At 61.8% G+C, this 17,230-nt stretch carries 19 protein-coding genes; 15 read left to right on the forward strand and 4 right to left on the reverse strand.

The window, feature by feature from the left end; translation table 11 throughout:
* The first annotated feature begins 184 nt into the window (after positions 1–184).
* The 5 genes from B2J77_RS00800 to B2J77_RS00820 all read left to right on the forward strand — a co-directional run bounded on the left by B2J77_RS00800 (position 185) and on the right by B2J77_RS00820 (position 4,404).
* On the forward strand, positions 185–526 hold the full coding sequence (locus B2J77_RS00800) for a hypothetical protein (protein ID WP_058637028.1): 342 nt from the start codon (positions 185–187) through the stop codon (positions 524–526).
* A 196-nt stretch (positions 527–722) separates the two neighbouring features.
* Complete coding sequence (locus B2J77_RS00805; RefSeq protein WP_058637029.1) at positions 723–1,622, forward strand: TauD/TfdA dioxygenase family protein; 900 nt, start codon at positions 723–725, stop codon at positions 1,620–1,622.
* 16 nt (positions 1,623–1,638) lie between these two features.
* Complete coding sequence (locus B2J77_RS00810) at positions 1,639–2,658, forward strand: ABC transporter substrate-binding protein (protein WP_058637030.1); 1,020 nt, start codon at positions 1,639–1,641, stop codon at positions 2,656–2,658.
* A gap of 3 nt (positions 2,659–2,661) precedes the next feature.
* Positions 2,662–3,525 (forward strand): ABC transporter ATP-binding protein, encoded by an 864-nt coding sequence (locus B2J77_RS00815; RefSeq protein WP_078477802.1) that lies wholly within the window; start codon positions 2,662–2,664, stop codon positions 3,523–3,525.
* A 15-nt stretch (positions 3,526–3,540) separates the two neighbouring features.
* Positions 3,541–4,404: an ABC transporter permease gene (locus B2J77_RS00820; RefSeq protein WP_078477803.1), complete on the forward strand. Its 864-nt coding sequence runs from the start codon at positions 3,541–3,543 to the stop codon at positions 4,402–4,404.
* Positions 4,405–4,463: 59 nt separating this feature from the next.
* Here the strand turns inward: B2J77_RS00820 and B2J77_RS00825 are convergent, their stop codons facing one another.
* Positions 4,464–5,024: a WYL domain-containing protein gene (locus B2J77_RS00825; RefSeq protein ID WP_058637032.1), complete on the reverse strand. Its 561-nt coding sequence runs from the start codon at positions 5,022–5,024 to the stop codon at positions 4,464–4,466.
* A 207-nt stretch (positions 5,025–5,231) separates the two neighbouring features.
* On the opposite strand from B2J77_RS00825, the gene B2J77_RS00830 reads away from it, so the two are divergent.
* The 6 genes from B2J77_RS00830 (at position 5,232) to B2J77_RS00855 (ending at position 11,192) form a co-directional block, all read left to right on the forward strand.
* Positions 5,232–6,023 carry a tetratricopeptide repeat protein gene (locus B2J77_RS00830; protein ID WP_078477804.1) on the forward strand — a complete coding sequence of 264 codons (792 nt, stop codon included), beginning with the start codon at positions 5,232–5,234 and terminating at the stop codon, positions 6,021–6,023.
* 136 nt (positions 6,024–6,159) lie between these two features.
* Positions 6,160–6,612 (forward strand): MarR family winged helix-turn-helix transcriptional regulator, encoded by a 453-nt coding sequence (locus B2J77_RS00835; RefSeq protein ID WP_058604673.1) that lies wholly within the window; start codon positions 6,160–6,162, stop codon positions 6,610–6,612.
* Entirely contained in the window at positions 6,609–8,696 is a 2,088-nt protein-coding gene (locus B2J77_RS00840) for an FUSC family protein (RefSeq protein WP_078477805.1), read from the forward strand. Before B2J77_RS00835 ends, B2J77_RS00840 begins: the two co-directional genes overlap by 4 nt.
* Positions 8,693–8,905, forward strand: coding sequence for a DUF1656 domain-containing protein (locus B2J77_RS00845; RefSeq protein ID WP_023535833.1), 213 nt, complete (start codon positions 8,693–8,695; stop codon positions 8,903–8,905). Before B2J77_RS00840 ends, B2J77_RS00845 begins: the two co-directional genes overlap by 4 nt.
* Positions 8,902–9,777: an HlyD family secretion protein gene (locus B2J77_RS00850; protein WP_058604675.1), complete on the forward strand. Its 876-nt coding sequence runs from the start codon at positions 8,902–8,904 to the stop codon at positions 9,775–9,777. The genes B2J77_RS00845 and B2J77_RS00850 overlap by 4 nt, the downstream gene beginning before the upstream one ends.
* Positions 9,774–11,192, forward strand: a complete 1,419-nt coding sequence (locus B2J77_RS00855) for an efflux transporter outer membrane subunit (RefSeq protein ID WP_078477806.1) — start codon at positions 9,774–9,776, stop codon at positions 11,190–11,192. Before B2J77_RS00850 ends, B2J77_RS00855 begins: the two co-directional genes overlap by 4 nt.
* A 147-nt stretch (positions 11,193–11,339) precedes the next feature.
* Here the strand turns inward: B2J77_RS00855 and B2J77_RS00860 are convergent, their stop codons facing one another.
* Complete coding sequence (locus tag B2J77_RS00860) at positions 11,340–11,585, reverse strand: TIGR02647 family protein (RefSeq protein ID WP_023535777.1); 246 nt, start codon at positions 11,583–11,585, stop codon at positions 11,340–11,342.
* Between the two features lie 68 nt (positions 11,586–11,653).
* Positions 11,654–11,953, reverse strand: coding sequence for a hypothetical protein (locus tag B2J77_RS00865; RefSeq protein WP_058637035.1), 300 nt, complete (start codon positions 11,951–11,953; stop codon positions 11,654–11,656).
* A 148-nt stretch (positions 11,954–12,101) separates the two neighbouring features.
* Between B2J77_RS00865 and B2J77_RS00870 the strand changes: the two genes are divergently transcribed.
* Positions 12,102–12,761: a glutathione S-transferase gene (locus B2J77_RS00870; RefSeq protein WP_058637036.1), complete on the forward strand. Its 660-nt coding sequence runs from the start codon at positions 12,102–12,104 to the stop codon at positions 12,759–12,761.
* 111 nt (positions 12,762–12,872) lie between these two features.
* Here the strand turns inward: B2J77_RS00870 and argH are convergent, their stop codons facing one another.
* Complete coding sequence (gene argH, locus B2J77_RS00875; RefSeq protein WP_058604679.1) at positions 12,873–14,267, reverse strand: argininosuccinate lyase; 1,395 nt, start codon at positions 14,265–14,267, stop codon at positions 12,873–12,875.
* 310 nt (positions 14,268–14,577) lie between these two features.
* On the opposite strand from argH, the gene B2J77_RS00880 reads away from it, so the two are divergent.
* The 3 genes from B2J77_RS00880 (at position 14,578) to B2J77_RS00890 (ending at position 17,201) form a co-directional block, all read left to right on the forward strand.
* A complete protein-coding gene (locus tag B2J77_RS00880; protein ID WP_058637037.1) occupies positions 14,578–15,321 on the forward strand; it encodes a LytR/AlgR family response regulator transcription factor in 744 nt (247 codons plus the stop codon).
* A 159-nt stretch (positions 15,322–15,480) separates the two neighbouring features.
* Positions 15,481–16,422 (forward strand): hydroxymethylbilane synthase, encoded by a 942-nt coding sequence (hemC, locus tag B2J77_RS00885; protein ID WP_023535732.1) that lies wholly within the window; start codon positions 15,481–15,483, stop codon positions 16,420–16,422.
* Positions 16,419–17,201 carry a uroporphyrinogen-III synthase gene (locus B2J77_RS00890; RefSeq protein ID WP_058637038.1) on the forward strand — a complete coding sequence of 261 codons (783 nt, stop codon included), beginning with the start codon at positions 16,419–16,421 and terminating at the stop codon, positions 17,199–17,201. Before hemC ends, B2J77_RS00890 begins: the two co-directional genes overlap by 4 nt.
* Positions 17,202–17,230: the final 29 nt, after the last annotated feature.

A 17,230-nucleotide genomic window follows, 5' to 3' on the forward strand; every position in this document is an offset into this window, starting at 1 on the left:
GCCCATCACCGGGGCAACCGTAAAAGGTTGCCCCGGTATGTCTTCACCTGGCGCAACTGCCTGGGCAGGCCTTCCCGCCACGCACTCACACAGCGCATACTTTCGCGCCGCATCCACGCGTACGGCGCTTTTTGCCTATGCTGCTGTCTACCCTGAAGGAATCCATGTGACGAGGGACATCGCCATGTTCTACGTGCAACGCGACGCCGCTGGCCAGTTGCAGCGAGTGGAAGCTGCTGCGTTCGACGAATTTACCGAAATGCTTCCGGCCGACCATGCCGACATCCAGGAATGGTTTGCCGATGACGTCGTGGAAAACAGCCTCAATCAGCTCAAGCAAAGCGACCTGGACATGATCCGGGTGCTTGAAGACCTGATCGATGTCCTGACCGCCAAAGGCGTGTTCAAGATCACCGATCTGCCACCTGGCGCCCGGGCCAAACTGCTCAACCGTTCGACGGCGCGCAAGGCGCTGAGCAGCCTCAACAACCTGATAGATGAAGAAGAAGAGAGTGGCCTGATCTGACACCCAGCCCATGCACAGACCGGACTATGGTTATGCTTTAAAGGTATTTAAAATATATTTCTTATGACCTTATAGTTCACTCACTGCGTACCCGTCGACCAATCGATGCGCCGCACGACTCGAACCCACACGGGAGTCCCCCGTGCGTTTCCGATCGTCGCGCGTCATGAAGTCGCGCACTGCGTGGGAGTGAAACATGCCAGCTGCCTTGAACGCCCTGTCGCTCATCGATAGCGCGCCGTCACAACTTTTTGAAGTCCACCCGTTCGCCGGCGCCGTCGGCGCCGAAGTCATCGGCCTCGACCTATCCAGGCCGCTCAATGCCCAGGACTTCGCGCGTATTCATCGCGCTCACCTCGATCATCATGTTCTGGTTTTTCGCGATCAGCGCATCACGCCTGAGCAGCAGATCGCGTTCAGCCGCCGCTTTGGCGAACTGCAGATTCATGTGCTCAAGCAGTTCCTGCTCCAGGGGCACCCTGAAATCCTGATTGTTTCCAACATCATCGAGAACGGCCAGAACATCGGCCTGGGCGATGCGGGCAAGTTCTGGCACTCGGACCTCTCCTACAAGGCACTGCCCAGCTTGGGCTCGATGCTGCATGCCCAGGAACTCCCCGACGAGGGCGGGGACACGTTGTTCGCCGACATGCACAAGGCCTGGGACGCAGTACCCGCTGCGCTACGCACACTGGTAGCCGGGCGCAGTGCCGCTCATTCCTACACAGCCCGCTACGCCGAAACCCGATTCGAAGGCAATTGGCGCCCTGCACTGACAGCCGAGCAACTGGCTCAGGTGCAGGAAGTCATCCACCCCGTCGTGCGTACCCACCCCGAAACCGGTCGCCAGGCATTGTTCGTCAGTGAAGGGTTCACCACCCGCATCGTCGGGCTGCCGGAGGACGAAAGCCGGGATGTCCTGCAGCAGCTGTATGCCTTGAGCGTGCTGGAGCACAACGTCTACCGCCATCAATGGCAGCCCCACGACCTGGTGTTCTGGGATAACCGCTCCCTGATCCACCTGGCTGCCGGTTGCCCTGCACACCTGCGGCGCAAGCTCTACCGCACCACCATCCAGGGCGATGCCCCGTTCTGACGACAAGGATTCCATCATGCGCAAATCCATCAGCCGCCTGGCGGCAAGCATCGGGCTGGGCGCAAGCCTCGTCATTGGCAGCCTCGTGGCCCCCGCCGCCGCCCAGGCAGAAGGCAAGATTCGTATCGCCGAACAGTTCGGCATCGTCTACCTGCTGCTCAATGTGGTGCGTGACCAGCACCTGATCGAAAAGCACGGCAAGGCGCAAGGCATCGACATCGACGTCGAGTGGGCACAGCTTTCCGGTGGCTCGGCCATCAACGACGCATTGCTGTCCGGCTCGGTGGATATCGCAGGTGCTGGCGTAGGCCCGCTGCTCACCGTCTGGGATCGAACCCGAGGGCGACAGAACGTCAAGGCCGTGGCTTCGCTGGGCAATTTCCCGTATTACCTGGTCAGCAGCAATCCGGCTGTGAAGACCATTGCGGATCTTTCCGACAAGGACCGCATCGCCGTGCCGGCGGTGGGGGTGTCCGTGCAGTCGCGCTTGCTGCAATACGCCGCGGCGCAGCAATGGGGAGACGAGCAATACAACCGCCTGGACAAGTACACCCTGGCGGTTCCTCATCCTGATGCGACGGCCGCCTTGCTGGCAGGCGGTACCGAACTCAACGGGCATTTCTCAAACCCGCCGTTCCAGGATCAGGCGCTGGCCAACAAGAACGTGCACATCGTGCTCGACAGCTACGACTTGCTTGGGCCGAATTCGCCCACGCTGCTGTTTGCCACCGAAAAATTCCGCAAGGACAACCCCAAGACGTACAGAGCCTTCGTCGATGCCATCGCCGAAGCGGCCACGTTTGCCCAGAACGACAAGGCGGCAGCCGCCGATACCTACATCCGGGTGACCAACGCTAAGATCGACCGCGCAAGCCTCATCAAGCTGATCGACAACCCTCGGTACGAATTTACCGTCACGCCAAAGAACACCTACAAGCTCGCCGAATTTCTCTACAGGGTCGGCGCGATCAAGCACAAGCCAGCGTCGTGGAAGGATTATTTCTTCCAGGATGAACACCCGCTGCAGGGGAGCTGAGCCATGACTGCGCCATTGCCAGGCCACACGGTCAGCACCTTGAGCCATCCCATAGCACCGCCGTTGTTGAACGTGCAGGGCCTTACCCTTGAATACCGCACCCGGCAACGGGTGGTACGCGCTACCCATCAGGTCAGTTTCGAGGTGGATCAGGCTGATCGCTTCGTCCTGCTGGGGCCATCCGGTTGTGGCAAGTCAACCTTGCTCAAAGCCGTGGCCGGCTTCATCGAACCCCGTGAAGGACAGATCCTGCTTCAGGGGCAACCCGTCAGCGACCCGGGACCGGACCGCATCGTGGTGTTCCAGGAATTCGACCAGTTGCCGCCTTGGAAGACGGTGAAGCACAACGTCATGTTTCCACTGTTGGTATCGGGCCAATTGAAGCGGGCCGATGCTGAAGAGCGGGCGCTTCACTACCTGGAGAAAGTCGGTCTTGCAGCCTTTGCCGATGCCTACCCGCATACGCTATCAGGCGGCATGAAAGCGCGCGTGGCGATTGCCAGGGCCTTGGCCACGCAGCCGAAGATATTGCTGATGGACGAACCGTTCGCCGCACTCGATGCACTTACCCGGCGCAAGATGCAGGAAGAGTTGCTGCTGCTGTGGGAGGAAGTACGCTTCACCTTGCTGTTCGTCACCCACTCCATCGAAGAGGCCTTGGTGGTGGGCAACCGCATCTTGCTGCTCACGCCTCACCCCGGCCGGGTACGCGCCGAGGTGCACAGCCACCAATATCACCTGGGCAGCCTGGGGGGCAGCGATTTCCAGGCCAGTGCCCGGCGCATACACCGTTTGCTGTTCGATGAAGCGGCCGACCCCGCTCAAGTCGATGACATTGGTTTCAACGACATCCGCATTGCCTACTGATCAGGAGCTTGAGCCATGACCACAACCCCTGTGCGCCAGGAATACGAGGTGCAGCTGGAGCCATTGCTCAGCGTGCCTGTGGAACGCGACCTGTCGTTGAGTCAGCGCCTCTGGCAGCACGGTTGGCTGCGCAAGGCCGTCATCCTGATAGTTATCGCATTGCTGTGGGAAGCCGTCGCCCGTTATCAGGACAATGACCTGCTGCTACCGACCTTCCTGCAGACAGCTGCCGCGCTGTGGGAAGGCCTGGTCAGTGGAGAGCTGCCGGCCAAGGTCGGCGTGTCGCTGGTGATCTTGCTCAAGGGCTACCTGCTAGGGATTATCCTGGCCTTTGGTCTCACCAGCCTGGCCGTCTCCACCCAGCTTGGGCGCGACCTGCTGAGCACCTTGACCTCGATGTTCAACCCCCTGCCTGCCATCGCCCTGTTGCCATTGGCCTTGCTGTGGTTCGGGCTAGGCGACAACAGCCTGATCTTCGTCCTGGTGCATTCGGTGCTCTGGGCCCTGGCGCTCAATACCTATGCAGGGTTCCAGGGTGTTTCCAACACCCTGCGCATGGCCGGGCGCAACTATGGCCTCAAAGGGCTACGGCTGGTGATGCACATCCTGGTGCCGGCGGCGTTGCCCTCGATCCTGTCCGGGCTCAAGATCGGCTGGGCGTTCGCCTGGCGCACGCTGATTGCCGCAGAACTGGTCTTTGGTGCCAGCAGCGGCAAAGGTGGCCTGGGTTGGTACATCTTTCAGAACCGCAACGAACTCTATACCGACAAGGTGTTCGCAGGCCTTGCGGTGGTCATCCTGATCGGGCTGCTGGTTGAGGGGCTAGTCTTCAACACCCTGGAGCGCCTGACGGTCAAGCGCTGGGGCATGCAGCGCTGAGCTTGCAAGCGCCGGCGTTGGCCGCTCGCATTGGCCAAGGCCAATGCGAGCGTCCCTGGTCATGGTGTTAGATACTGGGCTGCGGCGTTGCTGAGAATCTTGCCGATCTCTTCGCGCAACTGCGCAGGCTGCTCGACCACCAGTTCGTCCCCACGGCTCAAAAGCCACCAGCGCAACGAGCTCCCGTCGCTCACCGTGGCCCGCAGCCGATGCCCCTGGTCATGGGCGATCAACTGCATGTCGCTGCTCAGTGGAGCCTCTCGGAGCTGGCGCGCCAGTGGGTCACTGATGCGCGCCACCAATTCAATGCCTTCGCCCGGTGGCGCTTGCAGCGCTTCTCCTTTGAGATGCGCCAGCAGATCGGTGGTGCCGCGCAGCTCGCTGACAACGCCCGCGGCCCAGTGCCACCCGTAGGGAATGCTCTTGTCGTTGCGCTCCAGCGGGAAGATCAACGACAGGTCATTGAGGTCGCGCTCTACGGTTCGCTTGCTGACGGTAAAGCCCAGGTCTCGTAGCCGACAAGCCAGCTCGGAACTGGTGAGGCCTGGAGAACGGCCCGGTAGCTGGCGCAGCAGCGCCCACTGACGGCTGAGGGTGGCGCGAGTGGTGGCGAACGGCAAAAGGTAACGTCCTTGTCTAGGCTTGCCGCTCTAGGATGGCGGCACGCGAGGGGCATGGCAATTGGCCACGGACCGCTCAGATCAAGTAAGTGACGTTTGGTTGCCTGCATCCGAATCGTTCGCGACAGGTTTTGACGTCCTGTTGCGCAGAATCACGCCTCATCACAGCCGAAGGTTGAGGTTGTGCGTCGTTCAATGAGGATGAACATGTCTGCTGTCGGCAATATCCATTCGCTGCTCGCCCGCCTGCTTCCGGCACAGGTGATCGTTTCGCCCGCTGTCGCCCGACGCCAGCGGCTGTTTGCAGGTGTCGGCATGCCCAGTCAACGGACGATGCTGGTCAGCCGTCTGGACGAAGCCAGTGACCTGCAAGCGGTCTACCAGGATCTGCGCCTGCAAGCCCTGCAGGGGAATGTGGCAGCGCTGAACGACCTGGGTTGGATCTGGCTCAATGGCAAGTACTGGCGTGCTGATACGGTGTTGGCCGGGCACCTTCTGCGCATGGCGGCATTGCAGGGCAGTGCCGTGGCCTGGTTCAACCTGGGGCAGCAGCACTACTTCGGCAAAGGTGTGGATCGTTCCTACACGCAGGCCGCCGAATGCTACCGCCAGGCGTTCGAGCGAGGCATGTCGCATGCGGCCGCTGCGCTGGGAGACTTGTACGAAGAAGAAGTGTGCGATGGCCCTATGCAATGGCAGGTCGATCCGCAGCTGGCCTACCGATGGTTCCTGCAGGGTGCCGAACAGGGTGAGGCACGCTGTCGTTTCGAGGTTGGCTACCGGCTGATTCACGGCCTGCATGTGCAACCGGAGCTCAAGCCGGCATTGTACTGGCTCGAACTGGCGGCCGCTGCGGGTGTGGTGCAGGCGGCAGAAGAACTGGCCGTGCACTTCAGTCGACGCGATCAGGAGCGCTATCAGCAATGGCGCGATCGCGCCGTGCAGATGGGCAGTACCTTGGCCCTGACCATGAAGCTGGAAGACCAAGTTCAGCCTTGAGGCGCTGGCGTGGGTAGCGGTTGGCCTGGCCGTGTGAACAAGATTTCATGCAGGCGCTTCGTCGCCCCCGGTTGACGGAAGGGGGAGCATCAGGCGTATATTGATAGTTAGCAAACTATGAATATATGTGATTCCCATGTCCCTTGATCTTCTGCGTCTTCAGGTCAGCAGTGGCCTGGTCGTTGCCGCTCGGCACTGGCGCCGCATCTGCCACATGGCACTGACCGGCTACGGCATTTCCGAAGCCTGTGCCGCGCCACTGCTGATGATCGTGCGCCTGGGCGATGGCGTGCACCAGGTGGCGGTCGCCCAGGCGGCCGGGCTGGAAAGCCCGTCCCTGGTGCGCTTGCTCGACCAGCTGTGCAGGGCCGGGTTGGTGTTGCGTAGCGAAGATCCGATGGACAGGCGCGCCAAGGCCCTGAGCCTTACGGCTGAAGGGCGCGTGCTGGCCGAGGCCATCGAGGCGGAGTTGGTGAGGGTGCGCGGTGATGTGCTGAGCCGGCTCGATCCAGAGGACCTGCAGGCCACGCTGCGTGTACTGCGCGCATTCGAAGCAGCCGGGCTGGGCAGCACGGGCGGGGTCGCATGAACGGCTTCTTCAGCTCGGTGCCACCGGCGCGCGATTGGTTCTACGGCGTGCGCACATTCGCCGCCTCCATGATCGCGCTATATATCGCCCTGCTCATGCAGTTGCCGCGCCCGTACTGGGCCATGGCGACCGTCTACATCGTTTCCAGCCCCTTCCTGGGGCCTACCAGCTCCAAGGCGTTGTACCGCGCCCTGGGCACCTTGCTGGGCGCCGCTGGGGCAGTGCTGCTGGTACCGCCCCTGGTGCAGTCGCCGCTGCTGCTGAGCATCGCAGTGGCCCTGTGGACGGGGACGTTGCTGTTCCTCTCGCTGAATGTGCGCACGGCCAACAACTACGTGTTCATGCTGGCCGGGTATACCTTGCCGATGATCGCCCTGGCAGTGGTCGATAACCCATTGGCCGTGTTCGACGTGGCTTCCTCGCGGGCCCAGGAAATCTGCCTGGGGATCGTCTGCGCAGCCGTGGTCGGGGCCATTTTCTGGCCACGACGGCTGGCGCCCGTGGTGGTAGGGGCGACAGGCAACTGGTTCAACGATGCCATTCGCTACAGCGACAGCTATCTTGCCCGGCAGCAGAGCACGGTCGATGTCGGTGGCATGCGCGGGGCGATGGTGGCGACCTTCAACTCACTGGAGTTGATGATCGGCCAGCTCGGCCATGAAGGTACCGGCCCCCATACCTTGAAAAACGCCCGTGAGCTACGTGGGCGCATGATCCACCTGCTGCCGGTCATCGACGCGCTGGACGATGCATTGGCGGCCTTGCAAGGGCACGCTGCGCAGCAATTTGAACACATCCTGCCTGTGCTCGATGCTGCACGTGAATGGCTCAAGGGCACCGCAGACAGCCCCTCTGTCCAGCGGTGGGCAGCTCTGCATCAAAGGATCGACGATCTGCGCCCGGATGCGGCTGCACTGGACCAACGGGCCGAGCTGTTGCTGTCCAATGCGCTCTATCGGCTCACCGAATGGGTAGACCTGTGGCAGGACTGCTGTACCTTGCAGCATGCCCTGCGTACCGACGACGCCACACCCTGGCGCGCCGTTTACCGGCACTGGCGCCTGGCGCGCTTGCGGCCATTCTTCGACCGGGGCCTGATGCTCTACTCGGTCACCTCCACCGTCCTGGCCATCATCGTTGCCTGCGGCCTGTGGATCGGCCTGGGCTGGAATGATGGCGCCAGTGCGGTGATCCTGGCTGCCGTCTCATGCAGCTTCTTCGCGGCGATGGACGACCCGGCCCCACAGATCTACCGTTTTTTCTTCTGGACCCTGTTGTCGGTCATTTTCTCGAGCCTGTATTTGTTCCTTGTGCTGCCCAACCTGCATGACTTCCCGATGCTGGTACTGGCCTTCGCCGTGCCTTTCATCTGCATCGGCACGTTGACGGTACAGCCACGCTTTTACTTAGGGACATTGCTGACCATCGTCAACACCTCGACCTTCATCAGCATCCAGGGTGCCTACGACGCCGATTTCTTCACCTTCCTCAATTCCAACCTCGCCGGCCCGGTTGGCCTGCTCTTCGCGTTCATCTGGACCCTGGTCATGCGCCCCTTCGGTGTGGAGCTGGCTGCCAAGCGCATGACCCGTTTCGCCTGGCGCGACATCGTCGAGGTGACCGAGCACGCAACCTTGGCCGAGCATCGCAAGGTGGGTGTAAAAATGCTCGATCGCCTGATGCAGCATTTACCTCGCCTGTCGCAAACCGGCCAGGACAGCAGCGTGGCGCTACGGGACTTGCGTGTTGGGCTGAACCTGCTCGACTTGCTGGCGTACATGCCGCGTGCCGGTCAGGTCGCCCGTGAACGACTGGCCTTGGTGGTCGCTGAAGTGGGTGCCCATTACGCGGCCTGCCTGCGCGCCGGTGAGCGGCTGCACGCGCCACCTGCACTCTTGCGCAACATGGAAAGGGCCCGGCTGGCGCTCAGTCTCGATGAGCCCTGCGAACGCCTCGACGCCCGCCCGCATTTGTTGCATGCGCTGGCTGGCCTGCGCCTGGCGCTGCTGCCAGGCGTCGAGGTCATGCTCGAGCCTGCGGAGCAACTGCAACTACCGTCTGGCCTGGATGGAGCACCCCTGTGATCGGTGAACTGGATATCAGTGGGGTATTCCTGCCCACGCTGCTGGTGATGATGATTGGAACCTACCTGCTGTTTCTGGGTGTCCACGCCGTACTGGTGCGTGTGCACTTCTATCGCCTGGTCTGGCACCGGGCATTGTTCAACGTTGCCCTCTACGCCGTGCTGCTCGGTGCGGTGGACCACTTCTGTCGAAGCCTGATGCTGCCATGAAAAAACCTTTGCTGACCCTGGGCCGTGTGGTCCTTACTCTGTTGGTCGTGACATTTGCCGCCGTACTCGTCTGGCAGATGGTTGTGTACTACCTGTTCGCACCCTGGACGCGCGATGGCCACATTCGCGCCGATGTGATCCAGATCGCCCCGGACGTATCCGGGTTGATCCAGAAGGTCGAGGTGCGCGACAACCAGACCGTCAAGCGTGGCGATGTGCTGTTCACCATCGACCAGGACCGTTTCACCCTGGCGCTGCGTCAGGCCAAGGCCACGCTCGGCGAGCGTCAGGAAACTTTGGCCCAGGCCTCGCGGGAGGTGAACCGTAATCGTAAGTTGGGCAACCTGGTCGCGGCCGAACAGCTCGAAGAAAGCCAGTCGCGCCAAGCGCGCGCCCGCTCGGCGGTCAGTGAGGCGCAGGTGGCTGTCGACAGTGCCCAGTTGAACCTGGATCGCTCGGTGGTGCGCAGCCCCGTGGACGGTTATCTCAACGATCGCGCGCCGCGCAACCATGAGTTCGTAACCGCCGGGCGACCGGTGCTGTCGGTGGTCGACAGTGCCTCTTATCACGTCGATGGCTACTTCGAGGAAACCAAGCTGGGGGGCATTCACATCGGGGACGTGGTGGATATTCGTGTGATGGGCGACAACACCCGCCTGCGCGGGCATGTGGAAAGCTTTGCAGCCGGCATCGAGGACCGCGACCGCAGCAGCGGCACCAACCTGCTGCCCAACGTCAACCCTGCCTTCAGCTGGGTGAGGCTGGCCCAGCGGATTCCGGTGCGGATCGCCTTTGACGAAGTCCCGCAGGATTTCCGCATGATTGCCGGGCGAACCGCCACCGTCTCGATCGTCGAGGACATGCACCCATGAAACGGCTGATGCTCGCAGGGCTATGCCTGTCGCTCGGCGCCTGCATGACGGTCGGGCCAGACTACGAGCTGCCCAAAGAAGCGGCAATCCAGCGCACTGACCTCAACGGCCCCCTGCGCCAAGATGCCGACAGCGTGGTGTCGGCACCGGTGCCGGAAGATTGGTGGCAGTTGTATCACGACCCGCGGTTGAACGCGCTGGTACGCCAGGCCCTGAGTGCCAATACCGAGTTGCGCGTGGCTGCGGCGAACATCGCCAAGGCCCGTGCGCAGGTCGACATCGCTGAATCTCAAGGAGGCTTCGACGGTGGGGTGAAGCTAGGTGCCCAGCGCCTGCAAGAGTCTGGGGAAGCTTTCTTGCAGCCCGAGAAGGTGCCTGTGGCGAACATCGGCGAGGCGATCATAAGCGCGTCCTACCAGTTCGACCTGTGGGGCACCTTCAAACGCGGTACGGAAGCTGCCAGGGCCAGTGCCGATGCGGTACAGGCCGCAGCGGACACGGCGCGGATCACGCTGGTGGCGGATGTGGTCAAGGCCTACACCCAAGTGTGCTCGGCCAACGAGGAATACCACATTGCCCGTGAGTCGCTCGATTTACAGGCGCAAAGCGTCAAGCTCAGCCAGCGCCTGCGCGATGCGGGGCGTGGTGATGAAACTCAGGTGACGCGGTCGCAAACCCAGTTCAAGTCTTTGGGCGCCGAGCTGCCGCGATTCAAGGCCGAACGTGAGACAGGCCTGTATACCCTGGCCGCATTGCTGGCGGTCCCCATGCAGAAGCTGCCAGCAGGAACTGCCGATTGCTCTGAACTGCCGCAGCTGACTCAGTTAGTGCCGGTGGGCGATGGCGCCGCGTTGCTCAAACGTCGCCCCGACGTACGCCAGGCAGAGCGCCAATTGGCGGCTGCCACCGCCAATATCGGTGTAGCGACCGGCGCGCTTTATCCACAGATCAGCATCGGCGCGCAGGTCGGGACCATCGGCATCCTGGACAACCTGGGCGAGCCTGCGACCAACCGCTGGGGCTTCGGCCCGCAGATCAGCTGGAGCATCCCCACCAACGGCACGCGGGCCCGCATTCGCATGGCTGAAGCGTCCACCCAGGCGGCCTTGGCGAATTTCGATGGTGTGGTACTCAATGCCATACGCGAAACCCAGACAAGGCTGGCTCAATACAGCGCACTGCTGGACCGGCGCGATGCACTGGCCGAGGCAGAGAAGTCTGCTCGGGAAGCGGCCGACCAGACGCACCGGTACTACCAGGCCGGGCGTGAGTCATTTCTGGCGGACTTGCAGGCGACGCGGACCTATACCGACATGCGTGCGCAGTTGGCGGCTGCGAACAGCCAGGTTGCAATGGGGCAGGTTGGCGTGTTTCTGGCGCTTGGAGGCGGTTGGAAGCGTCCCATGGAGCACTGAGGGGTAAATAGAGTCTGTGTAAAAGTATCGAGACAAGGGTCAGGCAAGGCACGCGCAGCCGAGAAAACAGAGTTTACGGTTTGTGAATGAGTGTTCCGCGGCCAATGTACAGCAGGGGCTGCAGCGCAGCCCCAGTCAATCACAAGGTCAGGCCGGCTGGGGCGCTCTCAGAATGTTCTGCAGCAACTGAACACTTTCGACCGCGTCGTGACCCAGGCTGGTCAGGTAGCCCCCGTCGGGTTGATCGGTCAGGCCTTTTTCGTGCAGCCGCTGCGCGGCGGCGATGAGCGTCGGGGATGCGGTGTTGTGAATCTTGATGCCTTCCTGGCTGCTGTCGAGATTGAACAGTGCAAGCACTTCCAGTTCAGCGATCAGTTCGGGTGAAAAGGACATGGCGACTCCTGACTTCCAGACGAGGATAGCGGCACCGCGGGGGTGCCTGAATCTGGAGTGTAGCCGGGTTATTCGTCGTCGCCTTGATCCATCTCAGGAGGCAGTTCGGGTAGCGCGCGCAAGGCGTTTTCATACCACTGGCTGTCGAAGGCTCGGTCCTGCGCCAGCATGTTGTCGATCTCGAAGGCCAGCACGTGGGCCATCAGGTTGAGGATATCCTCGCGCTCATACCCGACCAGTGTCAGCTTGTTGAACGTAGCCTTCGCCGCAGCCGGCTCGCCGCTTTCAATTTGGTTTTCAATGGCCTGGGTCAGCGTGGCTTCGGCGAACGCTTCATCGTCATTGTCGATATCGGTGGGCTCGCTCATGGGATTACTCCTGTCGTGGGCGCTACAGTTTGCCACGTCCGTGGTGGCAATGCCTGGTCATTGACCGGGTGCATGACGCTGGTCAGCCGATGGCCAAAAGGGCTATAAAAGCCCTGCCATTCCCATACGGCCCGGAGGCTGTCGAACCATGCTCAAGCTCCACGGATTCCCTGTCAGCAACTACTACAACATGGTCAAATTGGCCTTGTTGGAAAAGGGCGCGCCTTTCGAAGAAGTCCTGTTCTTCAGCGGTCAGACGCCTCAGGTGCTGGAAGTCAGCCCACGGGGCAAGGTGCCGGTACTGCAGACCGAGCACGGCTTTCTCAGCGAAACCACGGTGATCCTCGACTACATCGAGCAGACCCAGGGCGGCAAGGCGCTGCTTCCCGCTGATCCGTACGCAAAGGCGAAGGTGCATGAGTTGGTCAAGGAGATCGAGCTGTACATCGAGCTCCCTGCGCGTACATGCTACGCCGAAGCATTCTTTGGCATGCCCGTGGAACCCTTGGTCAAGGAAAAGGCGCGCACCGAGCTTCTGGCAGGTTTTGCCACGCTCAAGCGCAACGGGCGTTTTGCACCTTACGTGGCAGGCGGGCAATTGACCCTGGCCGACCTGATGTTCTGCTTCTCGGTCGACCTGGCATGCGCCGTAGGCAAGAAAGTGCTCAACATCGACTTCCTTGAAGATTTCCCTCAGGCCAAGGCATTGCTCGAACTAATGGGGCAGAACCCCCACATGGCGAAAATCGTCGCAGACAAGGAAGCGGCAATGCCGTCCTTCCTGGAAATGATGCGCAACAGGCGCTGAGGCGGCGGGCTAGTCCGACCAGATGGGGGCTTGTGTTACAGCCCCCAACAATCTGAATATTTTTGGCAAAGCGACGGGGCAGGGTAGCCCCCGCCCCGTCACTCAGCGCCGTTAGCGTGCGGCCAGCAACGCCTTGCCGCGCGCCACCGCTGCACGTACCTGCGCCGGTGCCGTACCACCGATGTGATCACGGGCATTTACCGAGCCTTCCAGCGTAAGGACGGCGAATACGTCCTGTTCGATCTGGTCACTGAATTGACGGAGCTCTTCCAGGCTCATCTCTGCCAGGTCCTTGCCGCTATCGACGCCGTACTTCACCGCGTGGCCCACGATTTCGTGACAGTCACGGAACGGCAGGCCACGGCGCACCAGGTAGTCGGCTAGGTCCGTTGCGGTCGAGAACCCGCGCAAGGCGGCCTCGCGCATGATGGCATGCTTGGGTTTGATGGCCGGGATCATGTCGGCGAAGGCACGCAGCGAATCGCGCAGCGTGTCTGCGGCATCGAACAGCGGTTCCTTGTCTTCCTGGTTGTCCTTGTTGTAGGCCAGCGGCTGGCCTTTCATCAGGGTCAGCAAACCAGTCAGTGCACCGAAGACGCGCCCGCTCTTGCCACGCACCAGCTCGGGCACGTCCGGGTTCTTTTTCTGCGGCATGATCGAGCTGCCGGTGCAGAATCGGTCGGGCAGGTCAATGAACTGGAACTGGGCACTGGTCCACAGCACCAGTTCTTCGGAGAAGCGCGAGAGGTGCATCATCGCCACACTGGCGGCGGCGCAGAATTCAATGGCGAAGTCACGGTCCGACACGCCGTCCAGTGAGTTGCCTGCCACGGCTTCGAAGCCCAGCAGCTTGCAGGTCAGCTCACGGTCGATGGGGTAGGTCGTGCCGGCCAGCGCAGCACTGCCCAATGGCATCCGGTTGGTACGCTTGCGGCAGTCGACCAGGCGTTCATGGTCGCGGCTGAGCATTTCGAACCAGGCCAGCAAGTGGTGGCCGAAGGTCACCGGCTGTGCCGTCTGCAGGTGCGTGAAGCCGGGCATGATGGTTTCGGCTTCGCGTTCGGCCTGTTCCAGCAGCCCTTCTTGTAGGCGGGTGATTTCGGCCAGAATCAGGTCAATTTCGTCACGCAGCCATAGGCGAATGTCGGTCGCGACCTGGTCATTGCGGCTACGGCCGGTGTGCAGTTTCTTGCCGGTGATACCAATGCGGTCGGTCAGGCGCGCTTCGATGTTCATGTGCACGTCTTCCAGGTCGACACGCCAGTCGAAGGTGCCAGCCTCGATTTCGCCCTGGATGGTCTTGAGCCCATCGATGATGGTGTCGCGCTCGGCATCGCTGAGCACACCGACTTGCGCCAGCATGGTGGCATGAGCGATGGAGCCCATGATGTCGTGGCGGTACAGGCGCTTGTCGAAATCGACCGAGGCCGTGAAACGGGCGACGAAGGCGTCTACGGGTTCACTGAAGCGGCCGCCCCAGGACTGATTGGTCTTGTCAGTGCTCATGGTTTCACTCATTACAGGCGTGAACGAAAAATTGCCGCGATGATAACAGGGTTAGGCCCAGTGCCGCAGGGCGCCTGCAGGGTGGGCGCGAGGAAAAGGCATAGCGCGCTGTAGGCAACGGAGATTTTACGGATTGAACGGCAGTGTTCCATGGACCGTCTACAGTTTGACAGAGGCGGGCAGCTAATCTGCCAGCCACAGTGAATCTTTGGCTATCGCACCGGTCTAGAGCGTGACACGCAGCGTCGCTTCAAACACAGCTGTCTACGCTTTTAACCGTGCGAGACTCACTCAGGAATCCAGCGCAATTATGAATGTCCTGATCGTTGATGACGAACCCCAAGACCTCAAGCGCCTAAGCCTAATGTTCGGTGAACTCGAGGGTTATACCGTGCTGGAGCCAAGTGCCACCAATGGTGAAGAGGCCCTTGCGCTGATCGAAAGCCTGAAACCCGACATTGTCCTGTTGGATATCGGAATGCCTGGCCTCGATGGTCTGCAGGTCGCCGCCCGACTGTGCGAGCGTGAGGCGCCGCCTGCGCTCGTGTTCTGTACCGGTGATGACGAGTATGGGGAAGATGCCTTCAAGCAAGCCTCCCTTATCTACGTGACCAAGCCTGTTGACGGGCCGGCGCTTCGGGAGGCACTGCGCAAGGCCGAGCGACCAAACCGCGGCCAGCTGGCCGCGCTCACGCGTCCAGGCCACGAGGGCAGTGGCCCTCGCAGCCACATCAGCGCCAGAACCCGCAAGGGCATCGAGTTGATCCCTATCGCTCAGGTCATCTACTTTATCGCCGATCACAAGTACGTGACCCTGCGTCATGAAACGGGCGAAGTGTTGCTCGACGAGCCGCTCAAGGCGCTTGAGGATGAATTTGGCGACCGTTTTGTGCGTATCCACCGCAATGCACTGGTTGCGCGGGAGCGGATCGAACGCCTGCAACGTACACCGCTGGGGCATTTCCAACTGTACCTTCAAGGGCTCGACGGTGATGCCCTGACCGTGAGCCGGCGCCATGTAGCAGGCATGCGCAAGATGATGCAGACCCTCTGAACGCCTGAGCCAGTGACGCGCCAGCACTCATGACAGCCGCACGGGGGCGTCCCGCTGGGCCTGTCATTGGCAGCTTCGGCCATGCTGTTGATCCGTATCTGCTAGTGCCGCCGGTGATGCTGTTATCATCGGCGGCATTTCTCTGGTTCGGGGCGTTACATGTCCACTCGCGAAATCCGTATTGCCACCCGTAAAAGTGCCCTGGCCCTGTGGCAGGCCGAATACGTCAAGGCGCGCCTGGAACAGGCCCACCCTGGCCTGAAAGTCTCCCTGGTGCCCATGGTCAGTCGGGGTGACAAGCTGCTTGATGCACCCTTGGCCAAGATCGGCGGCAAAGGGCTGTTCGTCAAGGAACTGGAAACCGCTCTGCTCGAGCACGAAGCCGACATTGCCGTGCACTCGATGAAAGACGTCCCCATGGACTTTCCCGAGGGCCTTGGCCTGTATTGCATCTGCGAGCGTGAAGATCCGCGCGATGCCTTCGTTTCTAACCGATTCGACAGCCTCCAGTCGTTGCCCGCCGGCAGCATCGTCGGAACCTCGAGCCTGCGTCGACAGACCCAACTGCTGGCCCGTCGTCCCGACTTGCAAATCCGCTTTCTGCGCGGCAACGTCAATACACGCCTGGCCAAGCTCGACGCGGGTGACTACGACGCCATCATCCTGGCGGCAGCCGGGCTCATCCGCCTGGGCTTCGAAGCGCGAATCACCGACAGCATCAGCGTCGACGATAGCCTTCCTGCCGGGGGGCAAGGCGCCGTCGGCATCGAGTGCCGCAGCGCCGACGCAGAGATCCACGCGCTCCTTGCGCCTTTGCATCATCTCGATACGGCCGATCGTGTGGTAGCCGAGCGCGCCTTGAACAAGCGCCTCAACGGCGGTTGCCAAGTGCCGATCGCCTGTTATGCCGTGCTCGAACAAGACCAGCTGTGGCTTCGCGGCCTGGTAGGGCATCCAGACGGCGGTACCCTGTTGGTCGCCCAGGCCAGGGCGCCTCGTCTGCAAGCCGAAGCACTCGGTATGCAGGTGGCCGAAGACCTGCTCAACCAGGGCGCTGAGGCCATCCTCAAGGAAGTCTACGGCGAGGCAGGGCATTCGTGAGCCCTTGGCGCCTGCTGTTGACCCGACCCGCCGAGGAGTGTGCAGCGCTTGCCCACACACTGGGCGAAGCCGGCATAGCCAGCAGCTGCATGCCTTTGCTTGCAATCGAACCTGTCATGCTGCAGCGGCCGCAGTTGGAATTGCTCAAGGAACTGTCCACTTACCAGGGGTTCATCGTGGTCAGTAAACCGGCCGCCAGGCTGCTGCTGGCGGCAGCGGAGCAGCGGCAGCTATCCCTACCGCCCCAGGGTTGGTTCACGGTAGGCGCGGCTACAGCTGCGGTGCTGCAGGATGCACAGCTTGATGTCAGCTTCCCCGCAGGCGGGGACGACAGTGAAGCCCTGCTCGAATTGCCTGCGCTGCAACAGGTACTGGCGAACCCAGCGCCGCGCATCTTGATCGTGCGGGGTGTCGGAGGTCGCGAACTGCTGGCAGAGCGTCTTGCTCAGCTAGGTGCTACCGTCGATTATCTGGAACTGTATCGCCGCAACCTGCCGCCCTACCCTGCAGGCTACCTGTTGCATCGCATCGAAGCGGAACGCCTTAATGGCCTGGTGGTCAGCAGTGGACAGGGTTTCGAACACTTGCAGCAACTGGCTGGTAGCCAATGGCCGCAGCTGGCACGCTTGCCGGTGTTCGTACCGAGCCCGCGGGTCGCCGAACAGGCCCGGGCCGCAGGTGCCCAACACGTTGTGGATTGCCGTGGCGCCAGCGCCACGGCCTTGCTGGCAGCCGTGCAGCGCAGCGCTGCACCTGCCGACCCAGGCGCCAAGCTCTAAGGCGGCGCGCCCCCATGCAAAGGATGGAT

This window comes from Pseudomonas parafulva (assembly GCF_002021815.1).
In the GTDB taxonomy this organism is placed as follows: domain Bacteria; phylum Pseudomonadota; class Gammaproteobacteria; order Pseudomonadales; family Pseudomonadaceae; genus Aquipseudomonas; species Aquipseudomonas parafulva_B.